Source organism: Gordonia sp. (in: high G+C Gram-positive bacteria) (assembly GCF_047600565.1).
In the GTDB taxonomy this organism is placed as follows: Bacteria; Actinomycetota; Actinomycetes; order Mycobacteriales; family Mycobacteriaceae; genus Gordonia.
Map to the genome: position 1 here is coordinate 1760749 of NZ_JASGKN010000001.1, position 21612 is coordinate 1782360.

Sequence of the window (21612 nt, forward strand, 5' to 3'; positions counted from 1 at the left end):
GGGTGGCTCAGTGGCCGGTGAACTTCGGGGGGCGCTTCTCGGCGCGGGCGGCGCGGCCCTCTTCGATGTCCTTGCTGGTCCAGGCGGCCATCATGGCGGCCTGCCGGTCGGCGGGCGCCTCGTCGCGGGCGCCGTCGCCGTTGAGGACCAGCTTGTAGTGCTGGAGGGTGAGCGGCGCGAGGTCCGCGATCTGCGCCGCCCAGTGCTGGGCGTCGGCCAGATCGCCGAGCCGGTTCGCGAAACCGAGCGCGAGCGCCCGGTCGGCGGTGAGCGGCTCACAGGCCATCAGGATTCCGGCGGCCGTTCCGGCGCCGACCAGCGACACCAGGCGGCGGATCGTCCACTCGTCGATCGCGACGGCGATCTTGGCGGCCGGGATACCGGCCAGCGCACTGGGAACCATCACCCGCAGATCGCAGGCCATCGCCAACTGCAGACCACCGCCGAGAGCGGGGCCGTTGATCGCCGCGATCACCGGGACCGGAGTCTCCTCGATGTGGCGGATCAGCGCGATCAGCTTGTCCAGGAAGCCCTTCTCGTACACCGGGCCGGACAGGTCGGCGCCGGCGCTGAACACCTCACCGCGACCGGTCAGGACGATGGCGCGCGCACCCGCCTCGACGGCCTCGTCGAACGCCTTCTCCAGGCCTTCGACCATCTCGTGGTTGAGGGCGTTCCGCTTCTCCGGACGGGCCAGTTCGATGGTGACCACCGATCCGGCGGTGCTGCTCACGATCATGGGCGGAAGCCTACCGACCGTGCCATCGGCCGATGACAGGGAGGTCAGACTCCGAGCAGATCGATGACGAAGATGAGGGTCTTGCCGGACAGGCGGTGACCGGCACCGGCCGGACCGTACGCCAGTTCCGGCGGCACGATGAGCTGACGGCGGCCGCCGACCTTCATGCCGGGGATGCCCTCCTGCCAGCCGGGGATCAACGCGTCGAGCGGGAAGTTGGCGGACTGGCCGCGATCCCACGACGAATCGAACTCTTCACCGGTGTCGTATTCGACGCCCACGTAGTGGACGTCCACGATGCCGTGCGGCACCGCTTCGGCACCGTCGCCGACGATCAGATCGGTGATCTGCAGGGTGTCGGGAGCGGGGCCCTCCGGGAAGTCGACCTCGGGCTTGCCGGACATCAGCGCTTCTCCATCGCGACGTAGTCACGCTCGGTGGCGCCGACGTACAGCTGGCGCGGGCGGCCGATCTTGGTGGCCGGGTCGGCATGCATCTCACGCCAGTGCGCGATCCAGCCGGGGAGACGGCCGAGCGCGAACAGCACGGTGAACATGCGGGTCGGGAAGCCCATCGCCCGGTAGATGACGCCGGTGTAGAAGTCGACGTTCGGGTACAGCTTGCGCTCGATGAAGTAGTCGTCGTGCAGGGCGACCTCTTCCAGGCCCTTCGCGATGTCCAGGAGCTCGTCCTGCACACCCAGCGATTCGAGGATCTGGTCGGCGGTCTGCTTCACGATCGCCGCGCGGGGGTCGTAGTTCTTGTAGACGCGGTGACCGAAGCCCATCAGCTTCACACCGTCTTCCTTGTTCTTGACCTTGTTCATGAAGGCCGCGGTGTCGCCGCCGGACGCCTGAATGCCCTCGAGCATCTCCAGGACCGCCTGGTTGGCGCCGCCGTGCAGCGGACCCCACAGGGCGTTGATGCCCGCGGACACCGAGGTGAACAGGTTGGCCTGCGACGAGCCGACGAGGCGGACGGTCGACGTCGAGCAGTTCTGCTCGTGGTCGGCGTGCAGGATGAACAGCATGTCGAGGGCCTTGGCGACCTCGGGATCGACCTCGTAGGGCTCGGCCGGGAAGCCGAAGGTGAGGCGGAGGAAGTTCTCCACCAGGCCCAGCGAGTTGTCCGGGTACAGGAACGGCTGGCCGACCGACTTCTTGTAGGCGTACGCCGCGATGGTCGGCAGCTTGGCCAGCAGACGGATGGTGGAGAGCTCCACCTGCTCGGGATCCTTCGGGTCGAGCGAGTCCGGGTAGTAGGCCGACAGCGCATTGGTGGCGCTGGAGACGACGGGCATCGGGTGCGCGTTGCGCGGGAAGCCGTCGAAGAAGCGCTTGAGATCCTCGTGCAGCAGGGTGTGCCGGCGGATCTTGTCGGTGAAGTCGTCCAGCTGGGCGGCGGTGGGCAGCTCACCGTAGATGAGGAGGTAGCTGACCTCGATGAAGGTGGACTTCGAGGCGAGCTGGTCGATCGGGATGCCGCGGTACCGCAGGATGCCGGCGTCACCGTCGATGTAGGTGATCTCCGACTTGCAGGCGGCGGTGTTGACGAAGCCCGGATCGAAGGTCGTCAGGCCGGTCTTGGACAGGAACGGTCCGAGCTGAACGGAGTCGCTGCCGTCGGTCGCCTTCAGGATGTCCAGGTCGATGGACCCGCCGGGATGCTTGAAGGTGCCGGCTTCCTGCTTGTCGGCGTGTGCTTTCTCCGCGGACACAAATACTCCCTAACCTCGCGGGCTGACCAGTACGTCGGTGTAACGCTAGTCGTCTGGCGATGACGGCGCCCACCGAGGGTCCCCCAGCGGGCGTTAAGCGGCTCCTGGCCGCGCGTTCAGCTTACCCACAGCCCCGGACGGCCTGCTCGGTACCGTGGTGTCATGCGCTTCCTGCCCGCCGGCGACGACGCGGTGCTGCTGGATCTGACCGGAGCCGACGACGCCCCGGCGGTGGCCGCCGCCCTGGCCCGGTCGTTGTGGGCCGCAGCCGATTCGGGTGTGCTGACGATCGGCGACGTGGTGCCGGCCGGCGGCACCGTGCTGGTGCAGGCGCCGCCCGGCCGCGGACTGGACGTCGCCGCCGTGCGACGGCTGGCGGCCACCGTGCCGACGCCGGGGCCGGGCACCGACGGCCCGGCCGGCGAGGTGACGATCCCGGTGGTCTACGACGGCGCCGATCTCGCCGAGGTGGCCGCCCTCGCCGGGGTCACGGCCGACGAGGTCGTCGACGCCCACACGGGTGTCGAGTGGCGGGTGGAGTTCCTCGGCTTCGCCCCCGGCTTCGGCTATCTGGTGCCGGTGTCCGACGATCCGCGTGCGGCGGTCTTGCGCGGGCTCGGCCGGCGTGAGCAGTCCCGGCCGGCGGTGCCGGCCGGTGCGGTGGCGGTGGCCGCCGGATACAGCGCCGTGTACCCGCGCCGCAGCCCGGGCGGCTGGTATCTGCTGGGCCGCACCGAGACTCCGATGTGGGATGCGGACGCCGATCCGCCGGCACTGCTGTCGGCCGGGACCCGGGTGAGGTTCACATGCGTGCGCTGACGGTGCGCGGTAGCGGTCCGCTCGCCACCGTCCAGGATCTCGGGCGTCCCGGCTACGCGCACCTCGGCGTTCCGGCGTCCGGTGCCGCCGATCGCGGGTCGTTGCGCCTGGCGAACCGGCTCCTCGGCAACCCGGACGGTGCCGCCGGCATCGAAGTGTCCCTCGGCGGGTTCTCGATGCGGGCCGATGACGACCTGATCGTCGCCGTCACCGGACCGCCGGCGCGGGTGACCGTCGACGGCCGCGGGGTCGGATGCGGCGTAGTCGTGCCGGTGCCCGCCGACGGGATTCTGACGGTCGAGACCCCGCTACACGGCTGCCGGAACTATCTGGCGGTGCGCGGCGGCCTGGACGTCGAGCGGGTTCTCGGCTCGGCGTCGTCGGACACCCTGTCCGGTCTGGGGCCGGACGCTGTGCGGCCGGGCGACGTTCTGGCGGTCGGCGAGGCGACGGCCCCGCTGCCCGCGGTCGGCGCCGCCCCCACACTGCCCATGCCGATGGGTGCCGGGCCGGTGGTGCTCACCGCATCGGCGGGGCCGCGGGCGGACCGTCTGGAGAACGCCGGGTCGCTGTTCACCGGTTCCTGGACCGTCGATCCGGCGAGCAACCGGGTCGGGGTCCGCCTGAATCGGGCCGCCGGCGAGGAGCTCCGTGTCCGCGGGGCGGCCGAGGCCGCGTCGGAGGGGGTTCCGCTGGGCGCGGTTCAGATCCCACCGAGCGGTCAGCCCGTTCTCTTCCTGGCCGATCATCCGGTGACCGGCGGCTATCCGGTGATCGCGGTCCTGACCGCCGCCTCGGTGGATGCCGCGGCCCAGCTGACGGCGGGCGTCGACGTCCGCTTCCGCCGCCCCAATTGAAACAGATGTAGACTTCTGTGTCATGACGGAGCTGGCCGACCGCACCACCCCCACCGACGACGACCCGATCGGCGCGTCCGGCATGCTCGGTCCCGACTCGGTGACCTGGCGGTACTTCGGCGACTGGCGCGGCATGCTGATGGGCCTGTGGTCCGGCTCGATGCAGAACATGCACCCGAAGCTGGCGGCCGGCGTCTGGGACCACTCCGACTTCTTCGGCGAACGCTGGGAACGGCTCATGCGATCGCTGTACCCGATCAGCGGTGTCGTGTTCGACCGCACACCGGAGACCGGCAAGAAGGTCCGCGACTACCACCTGACCATCAAGGGCACGATGGACGACGGCGCGCGGTACCACGCCCTGGACCCGGACGTCTTCTACTGGGCGCACGCCACCTTCTGGTACGGCAACATCCGCTGCGCCGAAGCCTTCGGCCCGCCCATCTCCGAGGCCGACAAGCGGCGCCTGTTCGACGAGTCCCGGACCTGGTATTCGATGTACGGCGTCAGCATGCGGCCCGTCCCGGACACCTACGAGGAGTTCCTCGCCTACTGGGACCGCATGTGCCGGGAGGTGCTGCGCGACCACGACGCCGTCCGCACCGTGCTGGACATCACCCAGCTGCCGCCGCCTCCGTGGATGGCCGGCTGGATGCCGGGCCGGCTGTGGAAGCGCCAGATCGTCGTGGTCAATCGGCTGTTCCTGTGGATCACCACCGGCCTCTACGACGAGCCGGTGCGGGAGATGATGGGCCTGAGCTGGTCACGCTGGGATCAGGTGAGGTTTCGCGCGTTCGGCACCGCCGTCGACACCCTCATGGAGGCCGTCCCGCCGCGGTATCGCCGCCATCCCCGCGCCCGGGACGCCGACGACCGGGTCCGCGGCCGCGTGCCGTCGGATGCCCCGCTCCTGGAGACCCCGGCCCGCAACCTGCCGTCGGGACCGGAACGCGACAATCCGATCCACTACTGCCCCGTGCATGCGCAGCGTCGCGCGCAACTGCCCTGGCAGTCCAACGACGTGAACGACTAGGTCGGCACCGGTTCGTCGCGGCGGGACAGCCGGTACCGCCAGAACGCCGGCACCGCCAACGCCACCAGCACCGTGAACACCACGGTCAGCACACCGCCGCCCGCGAACGTGGCGGCCGTCCCGACCATGGCCGCGGAGGCACCGTGTGCCACGTCGGCGATGCGGGGCCCGCCCGCCACCACCACCAGGAACACGCCCTGCAGCCGGCCCCGCACCTCGTCGGTCGCCGCCGCCTGCAACATCGATTGCCGGAACGCCGACGACACCATGTCCGCGGCACCGCCGACGATCAGCGCACCCACCACGATCGGCAGGATCGGCAGCGGCGTGCCATGCGCGAAGAACAGCACCCCGCCGGCCACCGCGATGGACAGGCCCCACACCAGAATCGCGATGATCACCGCCCGGCCCTGCCGTTGCACCCGCGACACCCAGCCGGAGAAGACGCCGCCGAGGACCGCACCGATGGGCACCGCGATGAACAGCAGCGCGAAGGCCACACCACCGTCCGTGGGGCCGCCGAAACTCTCGTGCGCGATCTCCGGGAACAGGGCGCGTGGCATACCGAACACCATCGCGATCAGGTCGACCACGAACGAGACCAGAAGCACCGGATGTCCCCGCAGATAGACGAACCCGTCGATCACCGACCGCAGGCCCGGCGTCGAGGGCTTCGTACCGTCCGCACGTTCGGGTACCAGTGACGGCAGCTTGAGGACCGCCCACAGTGTGGCCAGCAGGGTGATCGAGTCGATCAGATACAGGAGCGGAAACCCGAGGACCGGAATGAGGGAGGCACCGACGAGCGGGCCGGCGATCGATCCGGCCTGCATGACGGTCATGTTCAGCGAGTTCGCCGCCGGCAGCAGCTCACTGGGCAGAATGCGGGGAAGAACCGCCGTCCGGGTCGGCTGGTTGACGGCGAAGAACGCCTGCTGCACCGCGAACAGGCCGAGGAGCAGCCACACGTTGTTCACGTGCAGGGCCGCCTGCACCCAGAAACCGACGGACGTGGCGATCAGGCCGAGGGTGGTGACGATCAGGATTCGCCGGCGGTCGAACACGTCGGCCAGCGACCCGCCCCACAACCCGAACACGATCAACGGCACCAGCCCGAACACACCGGTCAAACCGACGTAGGCGGAGCTGCCGGTGATCGCATAGATCTGGGCGGGAACCGCGACGACGGTGAGGGTCGCCCCGATGACGGTGACGATGTTCGCCGTCCACAGGCGACGGAAGTTCGGTTCAGACAGCGGCCGGGTGTCGGCGAAGATCTGCGGCATCAGGGCTGCAACCGCGTCACGGTCCAGCCGTCACCGTCGACGACGGCGATCGCGCGGTTGTGCAGACGATCGGCCCGGCCCTGCCAGAACTCGACGCTCACCGGTTGCAGCCGGTAGCCGCCCCAGTGCGGCGGCACCGGCACCGGAACGTCTCCGTCGGCGCCGCCGAACTCCGCGGCGACCAGTGCGGCCACGGCCTCGAGCGCCGCCCGGGATCCGATCGGCTGCGATTGGTTGCTGGCACGCGCCGACAACTGCGAGCCGCGCGGGCGGGCGTTCCAGTAGTCGGCGGTCTCCGCCGGATCCACCTTCACCACGCGACCGCGGAAGTGCACCTGCCGTTCGAGGGCGATCCACGGGAAGGTGACCGAGGCGACCGGGTTGGCGGCCAGCTGGCGCCCCTTGGCGGACTCGTAGCCGGTGAAGAAGACGATGCCGTCGGCGTCGGCGCCCTTGCACAGCACGGTGCGGGTCGCCGGGTGGCCGTATTCGTCGACGGTGCCGAGCACCATCGCATTGGGTTCGGGGATCTTCGCGTCGACCGCCTCGACGAGCCACCGCCTGAACAGGTCCAGCCACGGCGGATCACCGGTCAGCCAGGACGGATCCAGATGATCGGCGACGCCGTCGGCGCCGGCGGTACCGGGCCCGCCCGCCGTACTGGGCCCGCTCGCTGCGCTCCCGGCGCCCGCCGTACTGGGCCCGCTCGCTGCGCTCCCGGCGCCCGCCGTACTGGGCCCGCTCGCTGCGCTCCCGGCGCCCGCAGGGTCGGGGTTCCCGTAGCCCACGCGCATACCGCGCAGATCCAGTTCGTCGCTCACGGCGACGATGCTAGACCTCGGTCCGAGGGCACCGCGATCGGATATCCGCGGCTGTTCAGCTGATGTCGCGGCGCCCGAATCGCCACCGGGCGACCGCGGCCAGTGCCACGTCGACGGCCACCAGGACGACGATCGGCGCCCACTGCATCGGCCCGGACGGCACCTGCGGCACGTGCGTGAACGGGGAGATGTCGCGCACCAGGTGACTGAGGCCGAAGAGCTCGCCGAGCGGGCCGAGCAGGAACGCGAGCACCGCCATGGCCCAGCCGCCGCCGACGGTGAACCGGGGTGCCACCGCATAGATCGCGAGCGCGCCCAGGCCGATGACGAGCGCCGCCGGCACCTGGACGGCTGCCGCGGCCACCGCACCGCCCACCAGGGACGCGTCACCGGTCGAGGCCGCGGCCGCCCCACCGACCAGCAGGCCGCTCACCAGAAGCAGCACCACGCTTCCCGCGACGATCAACGCCGCCCGGTCGATGAGGTACCGCGACCGGGATGCCGGTGTCGCCAGCAGCGCCTCGGTGCGGCCCGCCTCCTCGTCGGCCCGCATGCGCGTGACGGTGGTGACCGCCCACGTCGCGACCGCGAATCCGAGGTAGACCGCTTCGGTGGCCAGAAAGACGTCGATCAGGGCGCCCGTTCCGCCTACCCGGCGGAGGTAGTCGAGCATCGCCGGGTTGTCGGAGGTCAGCGACGCCGCGGTCTGAGCGAGCGCGCCCAGCAGGACGGCGAACACGGCCAGGCCGAGCAGCCAGCCGATGAATCCGCCGCGATCGAGGCGCGCCATGAGCCCGCCGATGCCGGCGACCGGCGACGACGCCGGGCCGGGCCGCGGCGGCAGCAGCCCCGACCCGAGGTCACGCCGCGTGCTCACCCATGCCGCGAGTGCGGCACCGACGGCGAACACCGCGACGCACGCCACGATCGGCCACCAGTGGCGGGCGCCGTACGGGTCGGTCTGCTCGGCCCATCCGACCGGATTGGTCCACCGCAACCAGCCGATGCCGGCGGCATCGCCGGTGCCCCGCAGGACGTAGCCGCCGATCACGAGCGACACGGCGAGCAGGTTCGCCGCCCGGGCGGTCGAGGCGATCTGCGCGGTCATCGCCGCGAGGCCGGTCGCGGCCAGTGCGACCGCCGTGTACCGGGTCCCGTCCAGCGCGGCCTGCCCCGCCGACGCTCCGGCCGTGGTCGCGAGACCCGTCATCGCGGCCCCGACGATCACCGAGAATCCGGCGGCGACGGTCAGGGCCGCCGCCAGCGGCGCGAACCGCCCGGTGTGCGCCGCGCGGACCAGCTCCACCCGGCCGAGGTCTTCTTCCTTCCGGGTGAGCCGGGTGACCAGCAGAACGGCGCACACGGCGGTGGCGGTGATCATGAACAAGGAGACACGCCAGCACGCGATGGCCGCCTGCGGCCGCAGGTGCTCGAGCGGTCCGAGGAGGAGTTCGAAGGCGGCGTTCTGCGCCGAGGCGGCGAGCGCGGCCCGCTCGGCGTCGGTGCCGTACAGCTGGTTGACCGACGACAACGCCGCCGCGCTCGTCACCACCAGGACCAGGACGGTGACCGGGACGATGATCCGTTCCCGACGCAGGTCGAGACGCGTCAGCAGCCGGGTCGACGCGAACGGTCCGGTGCGCGCGCTCACCCGTGCCGCGGCCGGGGCGGTCATCGCTCCGTCCCGGCGGGGGCGTCGTCGTAGGCGTGCAGGAACAGTTCTTCGAGGCTCGGCGGCTGGACGAGCAGAGAGTCGACGGTGAGGCCGCCGAGGACACCGGTCACCGCGTTCAGGCCGTCCGGGGTGACGGTGAACGACAGGTCGACCGAACCGTCGGCGCCCGGGGTGGCGGTGAAGTCATCGACGCCGTCGATTCCGGCCACGGCGTCGGCGCCCGCACCGGTCACCGTCGCCTGGACGCGTGATCGACGCAGGTGACGCAGATCGTCCAGCGTGCCGGACTGCACGGTCCGGCCGGCGCGGATGATGGTCAGCGAGTCGCAGAGTTCCTCGACTTCGCTGAGGATGTGACTGGACAGCAGCACCGAGGTGCCCCGGGCGGCGGCAGCGCGGGTGCAGTCGCCGAAGTGCCGCGCCATCAAAGGGTCCAGGCCGGACGTCGGCTCGTCGAAGACGAGCAGGTCGGTGGGCGCGGCGAAGGCCGCGATCAACGCCACCTTCTGCCGGTTGCCCTTCGAATAGGTGCTGCTGCGTTTGGTGGGGTCCAGCTCGAAGCGTTCGACGAGCTCGGCTTTCGCACTGGTCGCCGGATCGATGCCCCGCAGCCGCAGCAGCACGTCGATGCACTCGCCGCCGGTGAGCTGCGGCCACAGGTCCACGTCGCCGGGCACGTAGGCCAGCCGCGAGTGGATGGCGACCGCATCGGTGAACGGATCGGCGCCGAACACCGCCGCGCGGCCACCGTCGCGGCGGAACAGGCCCAGCAGGATCCGGATGGTCGTGGACTTGCCGGCACCGTTCGGTCCCAGGAATCCGGCGACCTCGCCGTCGGCGACGGTCAGGTCGAGCCCGTCGAGCGCCGTCACGCTCCCGAATCGTTTGATCAGGCCGGCCACCTCGATCACATCGGTCATGGGGTGTCTCCTCGTTCGGGGGTGTGGTTCGCCAGCAGGGGTTCGACGGCCGTCGGGTCGGCGATCAGGCCGTAGGCGGCGCATTCGACGCCGGGCACCGCGGTGCGGTCGATGTAGCCGCGCAGGATCGCGACCGGATCGGACCAGTCGGCGGGCGGGTGGACGACGGTGTCGATGAGCAGCGCTCCGATCGACACGTACGCCAGGTAGCGGGCGCGGGCCGCCGGGTCGACGGAGGGCCGCAGTTCGCCGGCCTCGACGCCGATCCGCAGGCTTTCCTCGGTCTGGGCGATGACGCGCGCCATGAAGGCGCGGGCGACGTCGCCGCCGTCGGCCACGGCACGCAGCAGGTAGACGATCTCCGTCTGACTCCGGCGGTCCCGGCGCAGGTCGTCGAGGTAGGCCTCGTAGTCGGTGCCGGGACTGATCAGTTCCTTCTTGCTCCCGATACCGGCCAGCACGGCGTCGTCGCATTCGGCGCGCAGCCCCGCTTTGGATCCGAAGTGGTGGATCACCAGTCCGGGGCTGACCCCGGCGGCGTCGGCGATGTCGCGGACGGTGGCGGCGAATCCGGTGCGGGCGAACAGCTCGATCGCCGCGTCGCGGACCCGCGCGCGGGTGGTCCTGTCGTCCGGCGAATCGCCACTCGTTGAACTCATGTTCAACTGATTGAACACTTGTTCAGCCACATCGTCAACGCCCGGGGCCGTACGAGGCCCACCCACGGACCACTGCGATGCAGGTCACTCCTTAGAATGTCCCCATGACCGATTCGCAGATCACGCTGCCCGCCGACCTCCTGCCCTCCGACGGCCGTTTCGGCTGCGGCCCGTCCAAGGTCCGCCCCGAACAGCTGCAGTTCCTCGTGGACACGGGCGCGTCGGTCTTCGGCACCAGCCACCGCCAGGCGCCGGTCAAGAACGTCGTCGGCGACATCCGCGCCGGACTGACCGACCTGTTCTCGCTGCCCGACGGCTACGAGGTGGTCCTCTCCAACGGCGGCACCACCGCCTTCTGGGATGCCGCCGCCTTCGGCCTGGTGCGCAAGCAGGCCCTGAACCTGACCTACGGCGAGTTCTCGTCGAAGTTCGCCACCGTCACCAAGAAGGCGCCGTGGCTGGACGACCCGAAGGTGATCTCGACCGATCCGGGCACCGCACCGGATCCGGCCGCCGTCTCCGCCGACGACGCCGCCGGCGTGGACGTGATCGGCTGGGCCCACAACGAGACCTCGACCGGTGTGGCCGTGCCGGTGCTGCGCCCGGAGAACGCCGGTGACGCCCTCGTCGCCATCGACGCCACCTCCGGCGCCGGCGGCCTGCCCGTCGACATCGCCGCCACCGACGTCTACTACTTCGCTCCGCAGAAGTGCTTCGCCTCGGACGGCGGCATCTGGGTCGCGATCATGAGCCCGGCCGCTCTCGAGCGCGTCGCCGAGATCGCCGCCACCGACCGCTACATCCCGGAGTTCCTGTCGCTGGCCACCGCGGTGGAGAACAGCCCGAAGAACCAGACCTACAACACCCCCGCGGTCGGTTCGCTCCTGCTGTTCAAGAATCAGATCGACTGGATGAACGCGAACGGCGGCCTGGACTGGTGCGTGGCGCGGACCAAGGACTCCAGTTCGCGCCTGTACGACTGGGCCGACAAGAGTGCCTTCGCGAGCCCGTTCGCCGATGAGGCGCACCGCAGTCAGGTGGTCGGCACCATCGACTTCAACGACGACGTGGACGCCGCCGCGGTCGCCAAGACGCTGCGCGCCAACGGCATCGTGGACACCGAGCCGTACCGCAAGCTGGGCCGCAACCAGCTCCGCATCGGCATGTTCCCGGCTATCGAGCCGGACGACGTGACCACCCTGACGAAGGCGATCGACTACATCGTCGAACGCCTCTGACGCCCCACGCGTCTCACGCGTTTCAGTACTGTGATCAGCGGGTTTGCCGCGTGTCCGACCTACGGACACGCGGCATTCCGTTAGGCTGGCTGTGACCGGCGAGGCAAGGGAGGACCGCATGCGTGAGCTCGAGGTGCTGCGCGTGGAGTCCGACGGCCAATACGTCGTCTGTATCGACCGCGAGTCCGGCGAACAGTTCCGCCTCCGCGCCGACGAAGACCTGCGCGCCGCCGCCCGCGGCAACAGCACCGAACTCGGCCAGGTGAACTCCCCCGGCGAATCCGCGCTGCGGCCGCGCGAGATCCAGGCACGGATCCGGGCCGGAGCCTCGGTGGCCGAACTGGCCCAGATCGCCGGCGTCAGCACCTCCAAGATCGAGCGCTACGCCCACCCGGTTCTGCTGGAGCGTTCACGTGCCGCCGAACTGGCCCGCTCGTCGCATCCGCTCGCCATGGACGGACCCAGCCTGGCCTCCCTCGGCGAATTGGTCGCCGAATGCCTGGTGCTGCGCGGCGGCGTGCCCGCCGACGCCCGCTGGGATTCGTGGAAGACCGAAGAGGGTCAGTGGATCGTCCAGGTGGCGTTCTACGAGGGCCGCACCGAGAACTTCGCGCACTGGCGGTTCCATCCGGGCAGCCACGGCGGCACCACCGAGCCGCTCGACGAGATGGCCGTGGAACTGACCGACCCGGAGCTGGCCCGCGCGGCCGCCAAGCGGGTCCGTCATCTCAACGGCGCCCGCCCGCTGTCGGCGGTGCCCGCCCCGGCACCCACCGCTCCCCCGACCGCCGCCCAGCCGCCGCGGCGTGAGGTCCTGCCCGACGGCCACGAGCAGGTGACCGTCGACGCCGATACCGTGACCGCCGCCCAGCAGCAGTCGCGGCACCCGGCCCCAGCCTCCACTCCTGCTCCTGCACCGACTCCGGCTCCCGCCCCGGTTCAGCCGCAGACCGTCGAGCCGGCCGCACAGATCGCACCGGCCGCCCCCGCCCCGACGCCGGAGGCTGCGCCGGTCCCGGCGCAGCCTGTCTCTCCGGCGCCCGCTGTCTCCCCGACGCGCGGTGACGACCGGAAGGCCGCAGCGAAGAAGGCATCGGCGCGGAAGGCCGCGGCCAAGAAGGCCGCCGCTGCGCAGCGCACGACGGCCGAACCGGTCAAGGCCGAGGAGACCACCGGTCCGCTCGATCGCGCGCCGCGCCGCAACTCCAAGCGCGCCAAGCCGGCCGTCCCGGCATGGGAGGACGTCCTCCTCGGCGTCCGCAGCCACCCGGACGAGTAGCCGCCCGTTCCCCCTGTCGGTTTCCGCTCAACCTGTCGCTGTAAATCGACGGTGGGAACCGAATTCGACAGGTGGAACGTCACCCGGGTCCGCGCGGCCACGGAATTCGTGACGGCAGGCGGGTGTGGTTTCGACACGGGACGTCGTCGTCGCTGCGCTCCGTCGACGACCCGGCTCAACCAGCGAGACAGAGCGACTTGAAGGTCAGGCTTCGGTGCGGTTCCGCTCGTAGAAGGCGATGGCGGCGGCCGTGGCGACGTTGAGCGAATCGGTGCCGCGGCTCATCGGGATCCGGGCGCGCACGTCGCAGCGGCGCATGGTGTGTTCGGCCAGTCCCGGCCCCTCGGCGCCGACCAGGAAGGCGACCTTCCCGGCGGACACCGCCTCCGACAGTGGCACCGACCCTTCACCCGGCGTCAGCGCGACCAGGGTGAAACCCTGCTCGGCGAGCAGATCGAGGTCGGCCGGCCAGGCGTCGTATCTGGCGAACGGCACCAGAAGGGCATGCCCCATCGAGACCCGGACGCTGCGGCGGTAGAGCGGATCGGCGCAGCCCTGCCCGAAGATCACCGCGTCCACGCCGAGGCCCGCCGCGTTGCGGAAGATGCTGCCGATGTTCTCGTGATCGTTGACGCCCTCCAGCACCGCGACGGTCCGCGCGCCGTCGAGCACAGACGCGACGCTCAGCGACTCGGGGCGCCGGGCCACACCCAGGACGCCGCGGTTCAGATGGAAGCCGACGACCTCGGCCATCACCTCGGCACTCGCCCGATAGAACGGGACACCCGCCAGGCGCGGCCCGCTCAGCGCGCCGGCCAGCTCCCGCAGACGTTTGTCGACACCCAGGAACGCGTGCGGGGCGAAGCGGGAGGCGATCATCCGCTGGGCGACGTTCACCCCTTCCGCGATCACCAGACCCTTGCCGGTCCGGCCACCGGGCAACGCGGGCAGATCGGGACGCCGGTCCACCGAGTTCAGGTCCCGGAAATCGTCGACACGAGGATCGGCGGGGTCGTCGATGTCGACGACGTCGACCGCCGGCCCCTCCGGCAGCGTCGGCGTCACGTCAGCTGAAGAGATGCTCGATGGGTCCCCGAGCGAAGTAGAGCACGAACAGCGCGGCCACCACCCACAGCAGCGGGTGCACCTGCTTGGCCTTGCCGCGGGCCGTCGCCAGGACCACCCACGAGATGAAGCCGACACCGATGCCGTTGGCGATCGAATAGGTGAACGGCATGACGACGATCGTCAGGAACGCCGGCAGCGCGTACTCGAAGCGCGTCCAGTCGATCTCCCGGACCTGCCCCATCATCAGGGCGCCCACCACGACCAGCGCCGGGGTGACGGCCTCCATCGGGACGATCTCGTACAGCGGGGTGAAGAACATGGCGATCAGGAACAGGCCCCCGGTCACGATGTTCGCCATGCCGGTGCGGGCGCCTTCGGCGACACCCGAGGCCGACTCGACGAAGACGGTGTTCGACGACGACGAGGCCGCACCGCCGGCCACCGCGCCGACACCTTCGACCATCAGCGCCTTGCCGATCCCGGGCAGGTTGCCCTTCGCGTCGACGAGGTCGCCCTCCTTGCCGATGCCGGTCATGGTGCCCATGGCGTCGAAGAAGTTGGCGAGCACCAGCGTGAACACCAGGGTGCTGGCGAGCACGATGCCGGCCTGCTGGAAGCCGCCGAGCAGATCGACCTTGCCGACCAGGCTGAGGTCGGGCAGGCCACCGAAGCTGTCCGGCATGCCGGGGACGTTCATCGCCCAGCCGCCCGGCTTCTTGGTGCTGCTGCCCAGGTGCAGGATGCTTTCGACGATCAGCGACACGATCGTCATGGTGACGATGCCGATGAGCAGGGCGCCGCGGACCTTGCGCACGGTGAGGACACCCATCAGAAGCACACCCACCGCGAAGATGAGGGTGGGGACGGTGCTGATGGAGCCGTCACTGCCGAGCTGCACCGGCGGGCCGCCCTGCGTGCGGGTGATGAAACCGGAGTCGACGAGGCCGATGAATGCGATGAACGCGCCGATACCGGCGGCGATGGCCGCCTTGAGCTCGGCCGGCACCGCGTTGAACACGGCGGTGCGGAAACCGGTGGCACCGAGGATCACGATGATCAGACCGTCGATCACCACCAGACCCATCGCGGCCGGCCACGTCATGTGCTGGACGACGGCCACCGCGAGGAGACTGTTGATGCCCAGACCGGTGGCGATCGCGAACGGGTAGTTGGCGATCAAGCCCATCAGGATGGTCATGACGCCCGCGACCAGCGCCGTCACGCCCGCCACCTGGACCATCGGCAGGACGTGCCCGGCGACGTCGGCGTTGGTCGGGTTGCCGGCGACACCGCCGATGATGATCGGGTTCAGCACCACGATGTAGGCCATGGTGAAGAACGTGACGAGGCCGCCGCGCACCTCACGGCCCATCGTCGATCCGCGTTCACCGATCTTGAAGAAACGGTCCACCCGTTCCCGCACGGCGGTCCCTGTACCCGTACCCGGCTCGTCACTCATGCGGGAAAAGCTACCGTAGTGGTCATGGATCAGCAGAGGGAAGTCCCGGACCTGCCGCCGGTTCTGCGCGCGCCGGAGCCGGTGATCGTGGTCGGCATGCTGGCGTGGCTGGTCGCGACCATCGTCGTCTGGGTCACCGGCTGGGGCCCCGACCGGGCGCTCACGGTCTGCTGGGTGGGCCTGGTGATCGGGGTGCTGGGCACGACGATCGTGCTGGTGCAGAAGGCCGCGGTGCGGCGCGGCAGCAAGACGGCCCAGCAGGGACTCGACTAGTTGTTCTTCCCCGTGAGGTTGGGAACGCGGTCGGCGGGGACTTGGCCTCCGATGCCGGTATGGGGTCGGTGATGATTGTAGTGATGAAGCCAGTCGACGTAGGTTGCTGCGCGGGCTTCCTCGCTTGAGTAGATGTGGGCGTAGGCCCATTCGGTGGCCAGTGTGCGGTTGAATCGTTCGACTTTGCCGTTAGTTTGCGGCCGGTACGGGCGCGTGTACCGGTGCGTGGTCTTCTCGCCGAGGGTTTTGTTGAACAGTGTCGAGCGGTAGCAGGAACCGTTGTCGGTCATCACCGCGGTCACGATGATCCCGTTGGCGGCGAAGAACGTCTTGGCCCGTAGCCAGAATCCGGCGGCGGTCTCTTTGCGTTCGTCGTCGAGGATCTCGCTGTAAGCCAGCCGGGAATGGTCATCGACCGCGTGGTGCAAGAACGCGTACCCGCGGCCCTTCCTACCGTTGTTGCGGTTGCCGATCGTGCGCCCGAGCATGCGATGACCACCACCATCAGGGATCCTGCCGAGTTTCTTGATGTCGACGTGCACGAGCTGACCGGGCTCATCGACCTCATACCGGTGTGGTGCAGGCTTGCGTACGGCCAACCCGGTCGCCTGGTCCAGGTGCGCCAGCAGCGGCATCTGGTAGCGGGCCAGGACCCGCCCGACGGTCGAACGGGCGATCTGCAGGTGATAGGCGATCCGGTGTGGACCCCAGCGGCGAGTGAACCGCAACCCGATGATCCGGCGTTCGAGCCTGCGGGAGATTCGTTGCGGACAGCGCCGCGGACGCGATGATCGATCAGTCAGTGGCAGGCCGGCCCGATACCGATCAGCCCATCGCTTAGCAGTCGATGGTGAGCACTGGAATCGTTCAGCAGCTCGCCGCAACGGCCAACCGTCCTCGACGATCAGAACAGCAAGACGACGACGCCCCTCGGGGGTCAAGGGTGCATTAGCGTGAGTCACGAAGGCCTCCGTGGTGTGGAACTGAGTTGTGGTAACCCAAATCCTGCCCGGAGGCCTTCGCCTACCTCACACGTTCACAACGTCCCGGGGAAGAACAACTAGTTAGACCTTCTCTTTCGCGGGGACCGTGTCCGGGCGGTGCCCGAACCGTGCGACGGCCCGCTGGTGGCCGAACAGGCACACCGCCGCCCAGATCAGGCCGAAGAACCAGCCGAACACCACGTCGGACATCCAGTGCACGCCCAGGTACACCCGGGACAGACCGATCAGCAGCATCAGCACCGGCGCGACCGCGAGGATCGCCCGGTGCGACCGCACCCAGGGATAGAGCTGGTAGGCGATGAAGGCGGTCAATCCGAGCACGATCACCGACAGCATCGCGTGCCCGGACGGGAACGAGAGGGTGTCGACGTCGATCAGCCGGTCGGGTTCGGGTGGCCGCTGCCGGCCGAAGACGTGTTTGAGGACGATCATCAGCACGTAGCCGCTGATGCCGCTGGAAGCGATCAGCACGGACAGGTCGATCCGCTCGCCCAGCCAGGCGAGCACGAAGACGCCGATCACGACCAGCGTGAGGGTGAGGGTGTCGCCGAGCACGGTGACCATCTGCCACAGCGAGGTCCACGGTTCCGCGCGGATCGACACCACCCACTCGGTGATGGCCTGGTCCCAGCCGAACGGTCTCATTCCTCGCCCCTCATCGCTTCAGGCCCCGCGCGATGACCAGCCGCTGAATCTGGTTGGTGCCCTCGAAGATCTGCATGATCTTCGCCTCCCGCATGAACCGTTCGACCCGGAAGTCGCGGGTGTATCCGTTGCCGCCGAACACCTGCACCGCGTCGGTGGTCACTTTCATCGCGGCGTCGGTGGCGACCAGTTTGGCGGTGGCCGCCGCCCGGGAGTAGTCGCGGCCGGCGTCGCGCCGCCGCGCCGCGTCCAGATATGTCGCGCGGGCCGAGTCGACGGCCGCCGACATGTCGGCGAGCAGGAAGCCGAGGCCCTGGTGATCGATGATGGTCTTGCCGAAGGCGGTGCGCTCGTTGGCGTACCCGACGGCGGCATCCAGGGCGGCCTGCGCCAGACCGGTCGCACAGGCGGCGATACCCAGCCGTCCCGAGTCGAGTGCCGAGAAGGCGATCTGCAGGCCCTGGCCTTCGGCACCCAGCCGCAGGCTCTCGTCGACGAGCGCGCCGTCATAGCTCGCCGAGGTGGTGGGGACCGCGGCCAGTCCCATCTTCTCCTCCGGCGCCCCGAACGTCAGCCCATCGGTGTCGCGAGGCACCAGAAAGCACGACACCCCCTTGGAGCCGTCGCCGGTGCGCGCGAACAGGTTGTAGACGTCGGCGATCCCGCCGTGGGTGATCCACGCCTTGGAGCCGGTGATCCGGTAGCCCCTCCGGTCCGCTCCTTGAGCCTGCCGATCCGCTCCTTGAGCCTGTCGAAAGGAGCTCTCATCGAGTGGAACGGCCCGGCAGGTGAGTGCGGCGGCGTCGGATCCGGCCTGCGCCTCGGAGAGGCTGTAGGCGCCGATCAGATCGCCGCGCAGCAGCCGCGGCAGCCAGTCCTGTTTCTGCTGATCGGTGCCGTAGGTGAACACCGGGAAGCAGGCCAGGCCGTGCACACTGACGGCGACGGCGACCGACGCCCAGCGCGCCGCCAGCTCCTCGAGGACCTGCAGGTAGACCTCGTACGGCTGGCCGCCCCCGTCGAACTCCTCCGGATACGGCAGCCCGAGCAGACCGGTGCGGCCGAGTTCGGCGAAGACGCCGTCCGGGTAGGTCTCGGTCTTCTCGTGCTCGTCGACGATGGGGGCGAGCAGCCGGTCGCCGACCTCGGCGGCGAGCTCAACGAGGTCGTAGGCCTCCTGGCTCGGCAGCAGTCGGTCGACGGTCATGCCGCTACCGTACCGCGCGGATGCGGGCCATCCACTACGGTCGCGACACCATTTCCGACAGGTGCCAGGTTCGGGCATCGTCTCGCCAGCGGGGCACCCGGTGACGTCCGATCTCGGCGCCGGTCCCGGTCGCGAACACGGCGACGGTGAGGGCGTCGTGCACGACGATCGGGCCGTCCGGGACTTCTCCGGTGGCCGCGATCTCCCGGGCGGCGACCGCCGAGTCGCGGTCGACGGCCTCCCCGTCGGAGACGACGCGCGCCGCATAGCGGCGGGAGGCGGTGGGGATGTCGAGCAGGTCGGCGAGGACCGCGGCGGATGCAGGGTCGGGCACCGGCCCGGCGAGGACGGTCCGGCTGGGCGGCAGCACCGGCACCCACCACGGGTGTTCGGCGACGACGGCGCCGGCCGAGACCGTCCCGTCGAGGGTCCGCACACCGTCCGGCGGGTCGAGGTCGTCGACCGCGAGTCGGCCGGTGCGGATCGCGGTGACCAGTCCGGCGTGCACGCGTGCCGCGACTCCGGGCGCGATGTCCCGGTCGGGGTCGGCGAGCGCGGCCAGCCGGGCGGCGGCATCGACGGCGTCGTCGGGTTCGGGGCCGGCCAGCAGCGCGGTGAGGCGGTCGGCGGCGGGATGGTCGAGGGGGTCGGTGACGCCGCGCAGGGTGTCGTCGTCGGGGGCGCGGAGTTCCCGCAACCGGCGGCCCCCGATCTCGGCGTACCGGCGCAGCCACCACACCGGATAGCCGTCCGGGTCGGAGAGCAGCGGCGCGGTGCGGTCGTCGGCGAGCAGCACGTCCAGGGCCTGCGGCCAGCGATCGGGGTCCACCAGGTCGAGGTCCCGGATCGCGACCAGGCGCTCCGGCGGCACGTCGAGGCCGTCCCACCAGTCCTCTTCGGCGTCCAGGTCGTGGTCGGGTGCGGTCGGCAGTTCGTCGGTGAGCACGGTGAAGCCCCAGCCGACCCCGAGACGGCGCAACGGGTCGGCGCCGTAGGCGGCCACCATCGCGTCGTCGACCACACCGAGGTCGGCGTCCGGGTCGGCGATCAGGGTGCGCAGCGGCGCGTCGGGCAGCACGAGTTCGTCGGCCGGCCAGTGCGTGCCGTCCCGGGCCGGCAGTTCGATCCGGCCCAGGGCCGCCGGCGCCCGGACCTTCTCGTCAGCGGCCAGCAGCAGAAGCACGGTGTCGGCGAGGTCCTCCCAGGCCTCGCCGCCCTCCGCGTCGGCGTTCTCGATCTCGCCGAGCAGCGCGGGATGTTCCAGGACCTGCGCGACGCTCAGATGTTCCAGCCCGAGGCGGTCGAGCAGCGGACGTGCGGCCCGCGAGTCGACGGTCGGAATCCAGTCGATCCGCGCGGTCGGGACCGCGCCGTCGACGGTGAACAGGCCGCGTGCGCCCCGCTGCAGACGTCCGTCCGCGCGCGGCACCGGGAGGGCTCCGAGTTCGGCGGCGGCGTCGGCGTCCGGGACGAGAGCGGCGAGGGCGTCGTAGAGCTCACCCCACCACTCCGGTGCTCGGTCGACGCCGGTGAGCAGGTCGGCGAGCTCGGCCAGACCGAGGTCCTTGGCGCCGAGCCGCAGGAGGGCACGGGCCGGCGGACCGTCGCTCAGATCGGGGTGGACGAGGGGTTCGACGACGTCGCCGAGCACGTCGGACAGACCGGGCGTGAGCCCGCGCAGCACCCAGGCACGGTCCGGGGCGAGCGCCTCCCCTCCCGCGGCCGGCACCCACTGCGCGTGCCGCAGCGCCTGATCGATCGCGGTGCGCAGCCGTGCGTCCTCGGGACCCGCGGCCAGAACCGGATCGGGGATCAGAAGGTGCTTCGCGTCGTCGCGGACCGACGCCACCAGTTCGGGATAGCCGGCCGCCGCATCGGCGATGTCGGTGTCCGGGTGAAGCGCCCGGCGATCCGGGGTGAGCGGCAGTCCGGCGATCAGCCGTGCCGGAAGGGACAGCGGCACACCGGTCGGCGTGGGGCTCCGCAGGACCTCGCCCTCCCCGATCGGGGTGGGACGGCCGTCGCCGTCGATCGGCACCAGCCAGCGGACCGGGCCGGACGGGGTGTCGTAGGTGCCCGAGGTGAGCCATCGACGCCGGGGACGGCCGTCGGCGAGGATCGTGACGACGTCGCCGTCGTCGTCGGTGCGAGTGAACACCTCGCCGGCCACGTCGATCTCGATGAGCGCCGGCAGCTCCAGCAGCAGGTCTTCGGCTTCGGCGCGGGCCTGCTCGGCGAGCGACGCCGCATGCTCGGGGCCGGGGGTGTGCAGCACGACCTCGGTGTCGTAGCCGTCGGCGGGCGGCTCCGCGGCGGGCCAGGCGAGACGTTGTGCCGGGGCCGGCCGGCCGTCGGGGGCGGCGATACCGGCCCGGTCCAGCGCGTCCGCGGTGCGGGCCGCGTCGAAGGTGATACCGCCCGAGCGGGACAGCACGTCCACGCGCGGCAGGTACGCCGTGGCACGGAAGCCGACACCGAACCGGCCGACGTTCCGGCTCCCGGACGCCGACCCGTTCTTGGGGGACACACGCAGCGCGGTCAGAGCGCGGACGCCGGCCGCGGTGAGCGGGGCGCCGGTGTTGGCGACCCGCAGCCGCGGGCCGTCGACGGTGACGCGGAGCCGGCCGACGCCCCCTTCCCCGGCGGCGGCGTCAGCGGCGTTCGCGGCGAGCTCGGTGATCAGACGATCGCGATAGCCGATCGCCGACAGGTCGGCCTCGGCGGCCGCGTCCTCGGCGAGCCGGGTCGGCGAGTCCCGCCAGGCGGCGAGGGTGGCATCCCGCAGAGATGCGGTGCCGAAGGGGTCGCTAGGAGTTCGCGGGTGCGGCGGCGTCATCGCGGATCAGGGACTCGCGCACAGACGTCTCGCGCTCGGGCGCCACCGCGATCTCCGTGGACGCGGTTTCGATCGCG

General features: G+C 70.5%; 20 protein-coding genes. 6 read left to right on the top strand and 14 right to left on the bottom strand.

Features of this window, described 5'->3' with window-relative positions:
- Positions 1 to 7: 7 nt before the first annotated feature.
- Genes QM774_RS08600 through QM774_RS08610 form a run of 3 tightly spaced genes read right to left on the bottom strand, consistent with a single transcriptional unit; the run spans position 8 to position 2456 of the window.
- The gene (locus tag QM774_RS08600; RefSeq protein WP_414975484.1) at positions 8 to 739 is read right to left on the bottom strand and encodes an enoyl-CoA hydratase; all 732 of its coding nucleotides are present in this window, start codon (positions 737 to 739) and stop codon (positions 8 to 10) included.
- Positions 740 to 783: 44 nt separating this feature from the next.
- Positions 784 to 1143 carry an FKBP-type peptidyl-prolyl cis-trans isomerase gene (locus tag QM774_RS08605; RefSeq protein ID WP_414975485.1) on the bottom strand — a complete coding sequence of 120 codons (360 nt, stop codon included), beginning with the start codon at positions 1141 to 1143 and terminating at the stop codon, positions 784 to 786.
- On the bottom strand, positions 1143 to 2456 hold the full coding sequence (locus QM774_RS08610) for a citrate synthase (RefSeq protein ID WP_414975486.1): 1314 nt from the start codon (positions 2454 to 2456) through the stop codon (positions 1143 to 1145). The genes QM774_RS08605 and QM774_RS08610 overlap by 1 nt, the downstream gene beginning before the upstream one ends.
- Positions 2457 to 2618: 162 nt before the next feature.
- Here QM774_RS08610 and QM774_RS08615 point away from each other — a divergent pair, with 162 nt between their 5' ends.
- Genes QM774_RS08615 through QM774_RS08625 form a run of 3 tightly spaced genes read left to right on the top strand, consistent with a single transcriptional unit; the run spans position 2619 to position 5165 of the window.
- A complete protein-coding gene (locus QM774_RS08615; protein WP_414975487.1) occupies positions 2619 to 3275 on the top strand; it encodes a 5-oxoprolinase subunit B family protein in 657 nt (218 codons plus the stop codon).
- Positions 3263 to 4132, top strand: coding sequence for a biotin-dependent carboxyltransferase family protein (locus QM774_RS08620; RefSeq protein WP_414975488.1), 870 nt, complete (start codon positions 3263 to 3265; stop codon positions 4130 to 4132). The genes QM774_RS08615 and QM774_RS08620 overlap by 13 nt, the downstream gene beginning before the upstream one ends.
- A gap of 22 nt (positions 4133 to 4154) precedes the next feature.
- Positions 4155 to 5165 carry an oxygenase MpaB family protein gene (locus QM774_RS08625; protein WP_414975489.1) on the top strand — a complete coding sequence of 337 codons (1011 nt, stop codon included), beginning with the start codon at positions 4155 to 4157 and terminating at the stop codon, positions 5163 to 5165.
- Here QM774_RS08625 and QM774_RS08630 read toward each other — a convergent pair.
- From QM774_RS08630 to QM774_RS08650, 5 genes are all read right to left on the bottom strand, one after another.
- The gene (locus QM774_RS08630; RefSeq protein WP_414975490.1) at positions 5162 to 6451 is read right to left on the bottom strand and encodes an MFS transporter; all 1290 of its coding nucleotides are present in this window, start codon (positions 6449 to 6451) and stop codon (positions 5162 to 5164) included. The genes QM774_RS08625 and QM774_RS08630 overlap by 4 nt on opposite strands.
- On the bottom strand, positions 6451 to 7245 hold the full coding sequence (gene pdxH, locus QM774_RS08635) for a pyridoxamine 5'-phosphate oxidase (protein ID WP_414976624.1): 795 nt from the start codon (positions 7243 to 7245) through the stop codon (positions 6451 to 6453). The genes QM774_RS08630 and pdxH overlap by 1 nt, the downstream gene beginning before the upstream one ends.
- Positions 7246 to 7327: 82 nt before the next feature.
- Positions 7328 to 8947, bottom strand: coding sequence for an ABC transporter permease (locus QM774_RS08640; protein ID WP_414975491.1), 1620 nt, complete (start codon positions 8945 to 8947; stop codon positions 7328 to 7330).
- A complete protein-coding gene (locus QM774_RS08645; RefSeq protein ID WP_414975492.1) occupies positions 8944 to 9867 on the bottom strand; it encodes an ATP-binding cassette domain-containing protein in 924 nt (307 codons plus the stop codon). Before QM774_RS08645 ends, QM774_RS08640 begins: the two co-directional genes overlap by 4 nt.
- Positions 9864 to 10526 carry a TetR family transcriptional regulator gene (locus QM774_RS08650; protein ID WP_414975493.1) on the bottom strand — a complete coding sequence of 221 codons (663 nt, stop codon included), beginning with the start codon at positions 10524 to 10526 and terminating at the stop codon, positions 9864 to 9866. The genes QM774_RS08645 and QM774_RS08650 overlap by 4 nt, the downstream gene beginning before the upstream one ends.
- A gap of 104 nt (positions 10527 to 10630) precedes the next feature.
- On the opposite strand from QM774_RS08650, the gene serC reads away from it, so the two are divergent.
- Complete coding sequence (serC, locus tag QM774_RS08655; RefSeq protein ID WP_414975494.1) at positions 10631 to 11764, top strand: phosphoserine transaminase; 1134 nt, start codon at positions 10631 to 10633, stop codon at positions 11762 to 11764.
- Between the two features lie 118 nt (positions 11765 to 11882).
- On the top strand, positions 11883 to 13043 hold the full coding sequence (sepH, locus tag QM774_RS08660; protein ID WP_414975495.1) for a septation protein SepH: 1161 nt from the start codon (positions 11883 to 11885) through the stop codon (positions 13041 to 13043).
- Between the two features lie 204 nt (positions 13044 to 13247).
- Here sepH and QM774_RS08665 read toward each other — a convergent pair whose 3' ends face one another.
- Positions 13248 to 14108, bottom strand: a complete 861-nt coding sequence (locus QM774_RS08665) for a TrmH family RNA methyltransferase (RefSeq protein WP_414975496.1) — start codon at positions 14106 to 14108, stop codon at positions 13248 to 13250.
- Position 14109: 1 nt separating this feature from the next.
- Complete coding sequence (locus tag QM774_RS08670) at positions 14110 to 15570, bottom strand: NCS2 family permease (protein WP_414975497.1); 1461 nt, start codon at positions 15568 to 15570, stop codon at positions 14110 to 14112.
- Between the two features lie 24 nt (positions 15571 to 15594).
- Here QM774_RS08670 and QM774_RS08675 point away from each other — a divergent pair, with 24 nt between their 5' ends.
- Positions 15595 to 15843 (top strand): DUF2530 domain-containing protein, encoded by a 249-nt coding sequence (locus QM774_RS08675; protein WP_414975498.1) that lies wholly within the window; start codon positions 15595 to 15597, stop codon positions 15841 to 15843.
- Here QM774_RS08675 and QM774_RS08680 read toward each other — a convergent pair.
- The 4 genes from QM774_RS08680 to QM774_RS08695 all read right to left on the bottom strand — a co-directional run bounded on the left by QM774_RS08680 (position 15840) and on the right by QM774_RS08695 (position 21535).
- Positions 15840 to 16805, bottom strand: coding sequence for an IS481 family transposase (locus tag QM774_RS08680; RefSeq protein ID WP_414974532.1), 966 nt, complete (start codon positions 16803 to 16805; stop codon positions 15840 to 15842). The genes QM774_RS08675 and QM774_RS08680 overlap by 4 nt on opposite strands.
- A 102-nt stretch (positions 16806 to 16907) precedes the next feature.
- Complete coding sequence (locus QM774_RS08685; protein WP_414975499.1) at positions 16908 to 17492, bottom strand: phosphatase PAP2 family protein; 585 nt, start codon at positions 17490 to 17492, stop codon at positions 16908 to 16910.
- Between the two features lie 10 nt (positions 17493 to 17502).
- Positions 17503 to 18699 (bottom strand): acyl-CoA dehydrogenase family protein, encoded by a 1197-nt coding sequence (locus QM774_RS08690; protein WP_414975500.1) that lies wholly within the window; start codon positions 18697 to 18699, stop codon positions 17503 to 17505.
- A 34-nt stretch (positions 18700 to 18733) separates the two neighbouring features.
- Positions 18734 to 21535: a sacsin N-terminal ATP-binding-like domain-containing protein gene (locus QM774_RS08695; RefSeq protein ID WP_414975501.1), complete on the bottom strand. Its 2802-nt coding sequence runs from the start codon at positions 21533 to 21535 to the stop codon at positions 18734 to 18736.
- Between the last annotated feature and the right edge of the window lie 77 nt (positions 21536 to 21612).

Coding starts and splice junctions, on each gene's coding strand:
- QM774_RS08640 (WP_414975491.1), bottom strand. CDS start 8,947: ATGACCGCCCCGGCCGCGGCACGGGTGAGCGCGCGCACCGGACCGTTC.
- QM774_RS08685 (WP_414975499.1), bottom strand. CDS start 17,492: ATGAGACCGTTCGGCTGGGACCAGGCCATCACCGAGTGGGTGGTGTCG.
- QM774_RS08600 (WP_414975484.1), bottom strand. CDS start 739: ATGATCGTGAGCAGCACCGCCGGATCGGTGGTCACCATCGAACTGGCC.
- QM774_RS08645 (WP_414975492.1), bottom strand. CDS start 9,867: ATGACCGATGTGATCGAGGTGGCCGGCCTGATCAAACGATTCGGGAGC.
- QM774_RS08625 (WP_414975489.1), top strand. CDS start 4,155: ATGACGGAGCTGGCCGACCGCACCACCCCCACCGACGACGACCCGATC.
- QM774_RS08605 (WP_414975485.1), bottom strand. CDS start 1,143: ATGTCCGGCAAGCCCGAGGTCGACTTCCCGGAGGGCCCCGCTCCCGAC.
- pdxH (WP_414976624.1), bottom strand. CDS start 7,245: ATGCGCGTGGGCTACGGGAACCCCGACCCTGCGGGCGCCGGGAGCGCA.
- QM774_RS08690 (WP_414975500.1), bottom strand. CDS start 18,699: ATGACCGTCGACCGACTGCTGCCGAGCCAGGAGGCCTACGACCTCGTT.
- QM774_RS08630 (WP_414975490.1), bottom strand. CDS start 6,451: ATGCCGCAGATCTTCGCCGACACCCGGCCGCTGTCTGAACCGAACTTC.
- QM774_RS08695 (WP_414975501.1), bottom strand. CDS start 21,535: ATGACGCCGCCGCACCCGCGAACTCCTAGCGACCCCTTCGGCACCGCA.
- QM774_RS08615 (WP_414975487.1), top strand. CDS start 2,619: ATGCGCTTCCTGCCCGCCGGCGACGACGCGGTGCTGCTGGATCTGACC.
- QM774_RS08675 (WP_414975498.1), top strand. CDS start 15,595: ATGGATCAGCAGAGGGAAGTCCCGGACCTGCCGCCGGTTCTGCGCGCG.
- QM774_RS08650 (WP_414975493.1), bottom strand. CDS start 10,526: ATGAGTTCAACGAGTGGCGATTCGCCGGACGACAGGACCACCCGCGCG.
- serC (WP_414975494.1), top strand. CDS start 10,631: ATGACCGATTCGCAGATCACGCTGCCCGCCGACCTCCTGCCCTCCGAC.
- QM774_RS08620 (WP_414975488.1), top strand. CDS start 3,263: ATGCGTGCGCTGACGGTGCGCGGTAGCGGTCCGCTCGCCACCGTCCAG.
- QM774_RS08670 (WP_414975497.1), bottom strand. CDS start 15,570: ATGAGTGACGAGCCGGGTACGGGTACAGGGACCGCCGTGCGGGAACGG.
- sepH (WP_414975495.1), top strand. CDS start 11,883: ATGCGTGAGCTCGAGGTGCTGCGCGTGGAGTCCGACGGCCAATACGTC.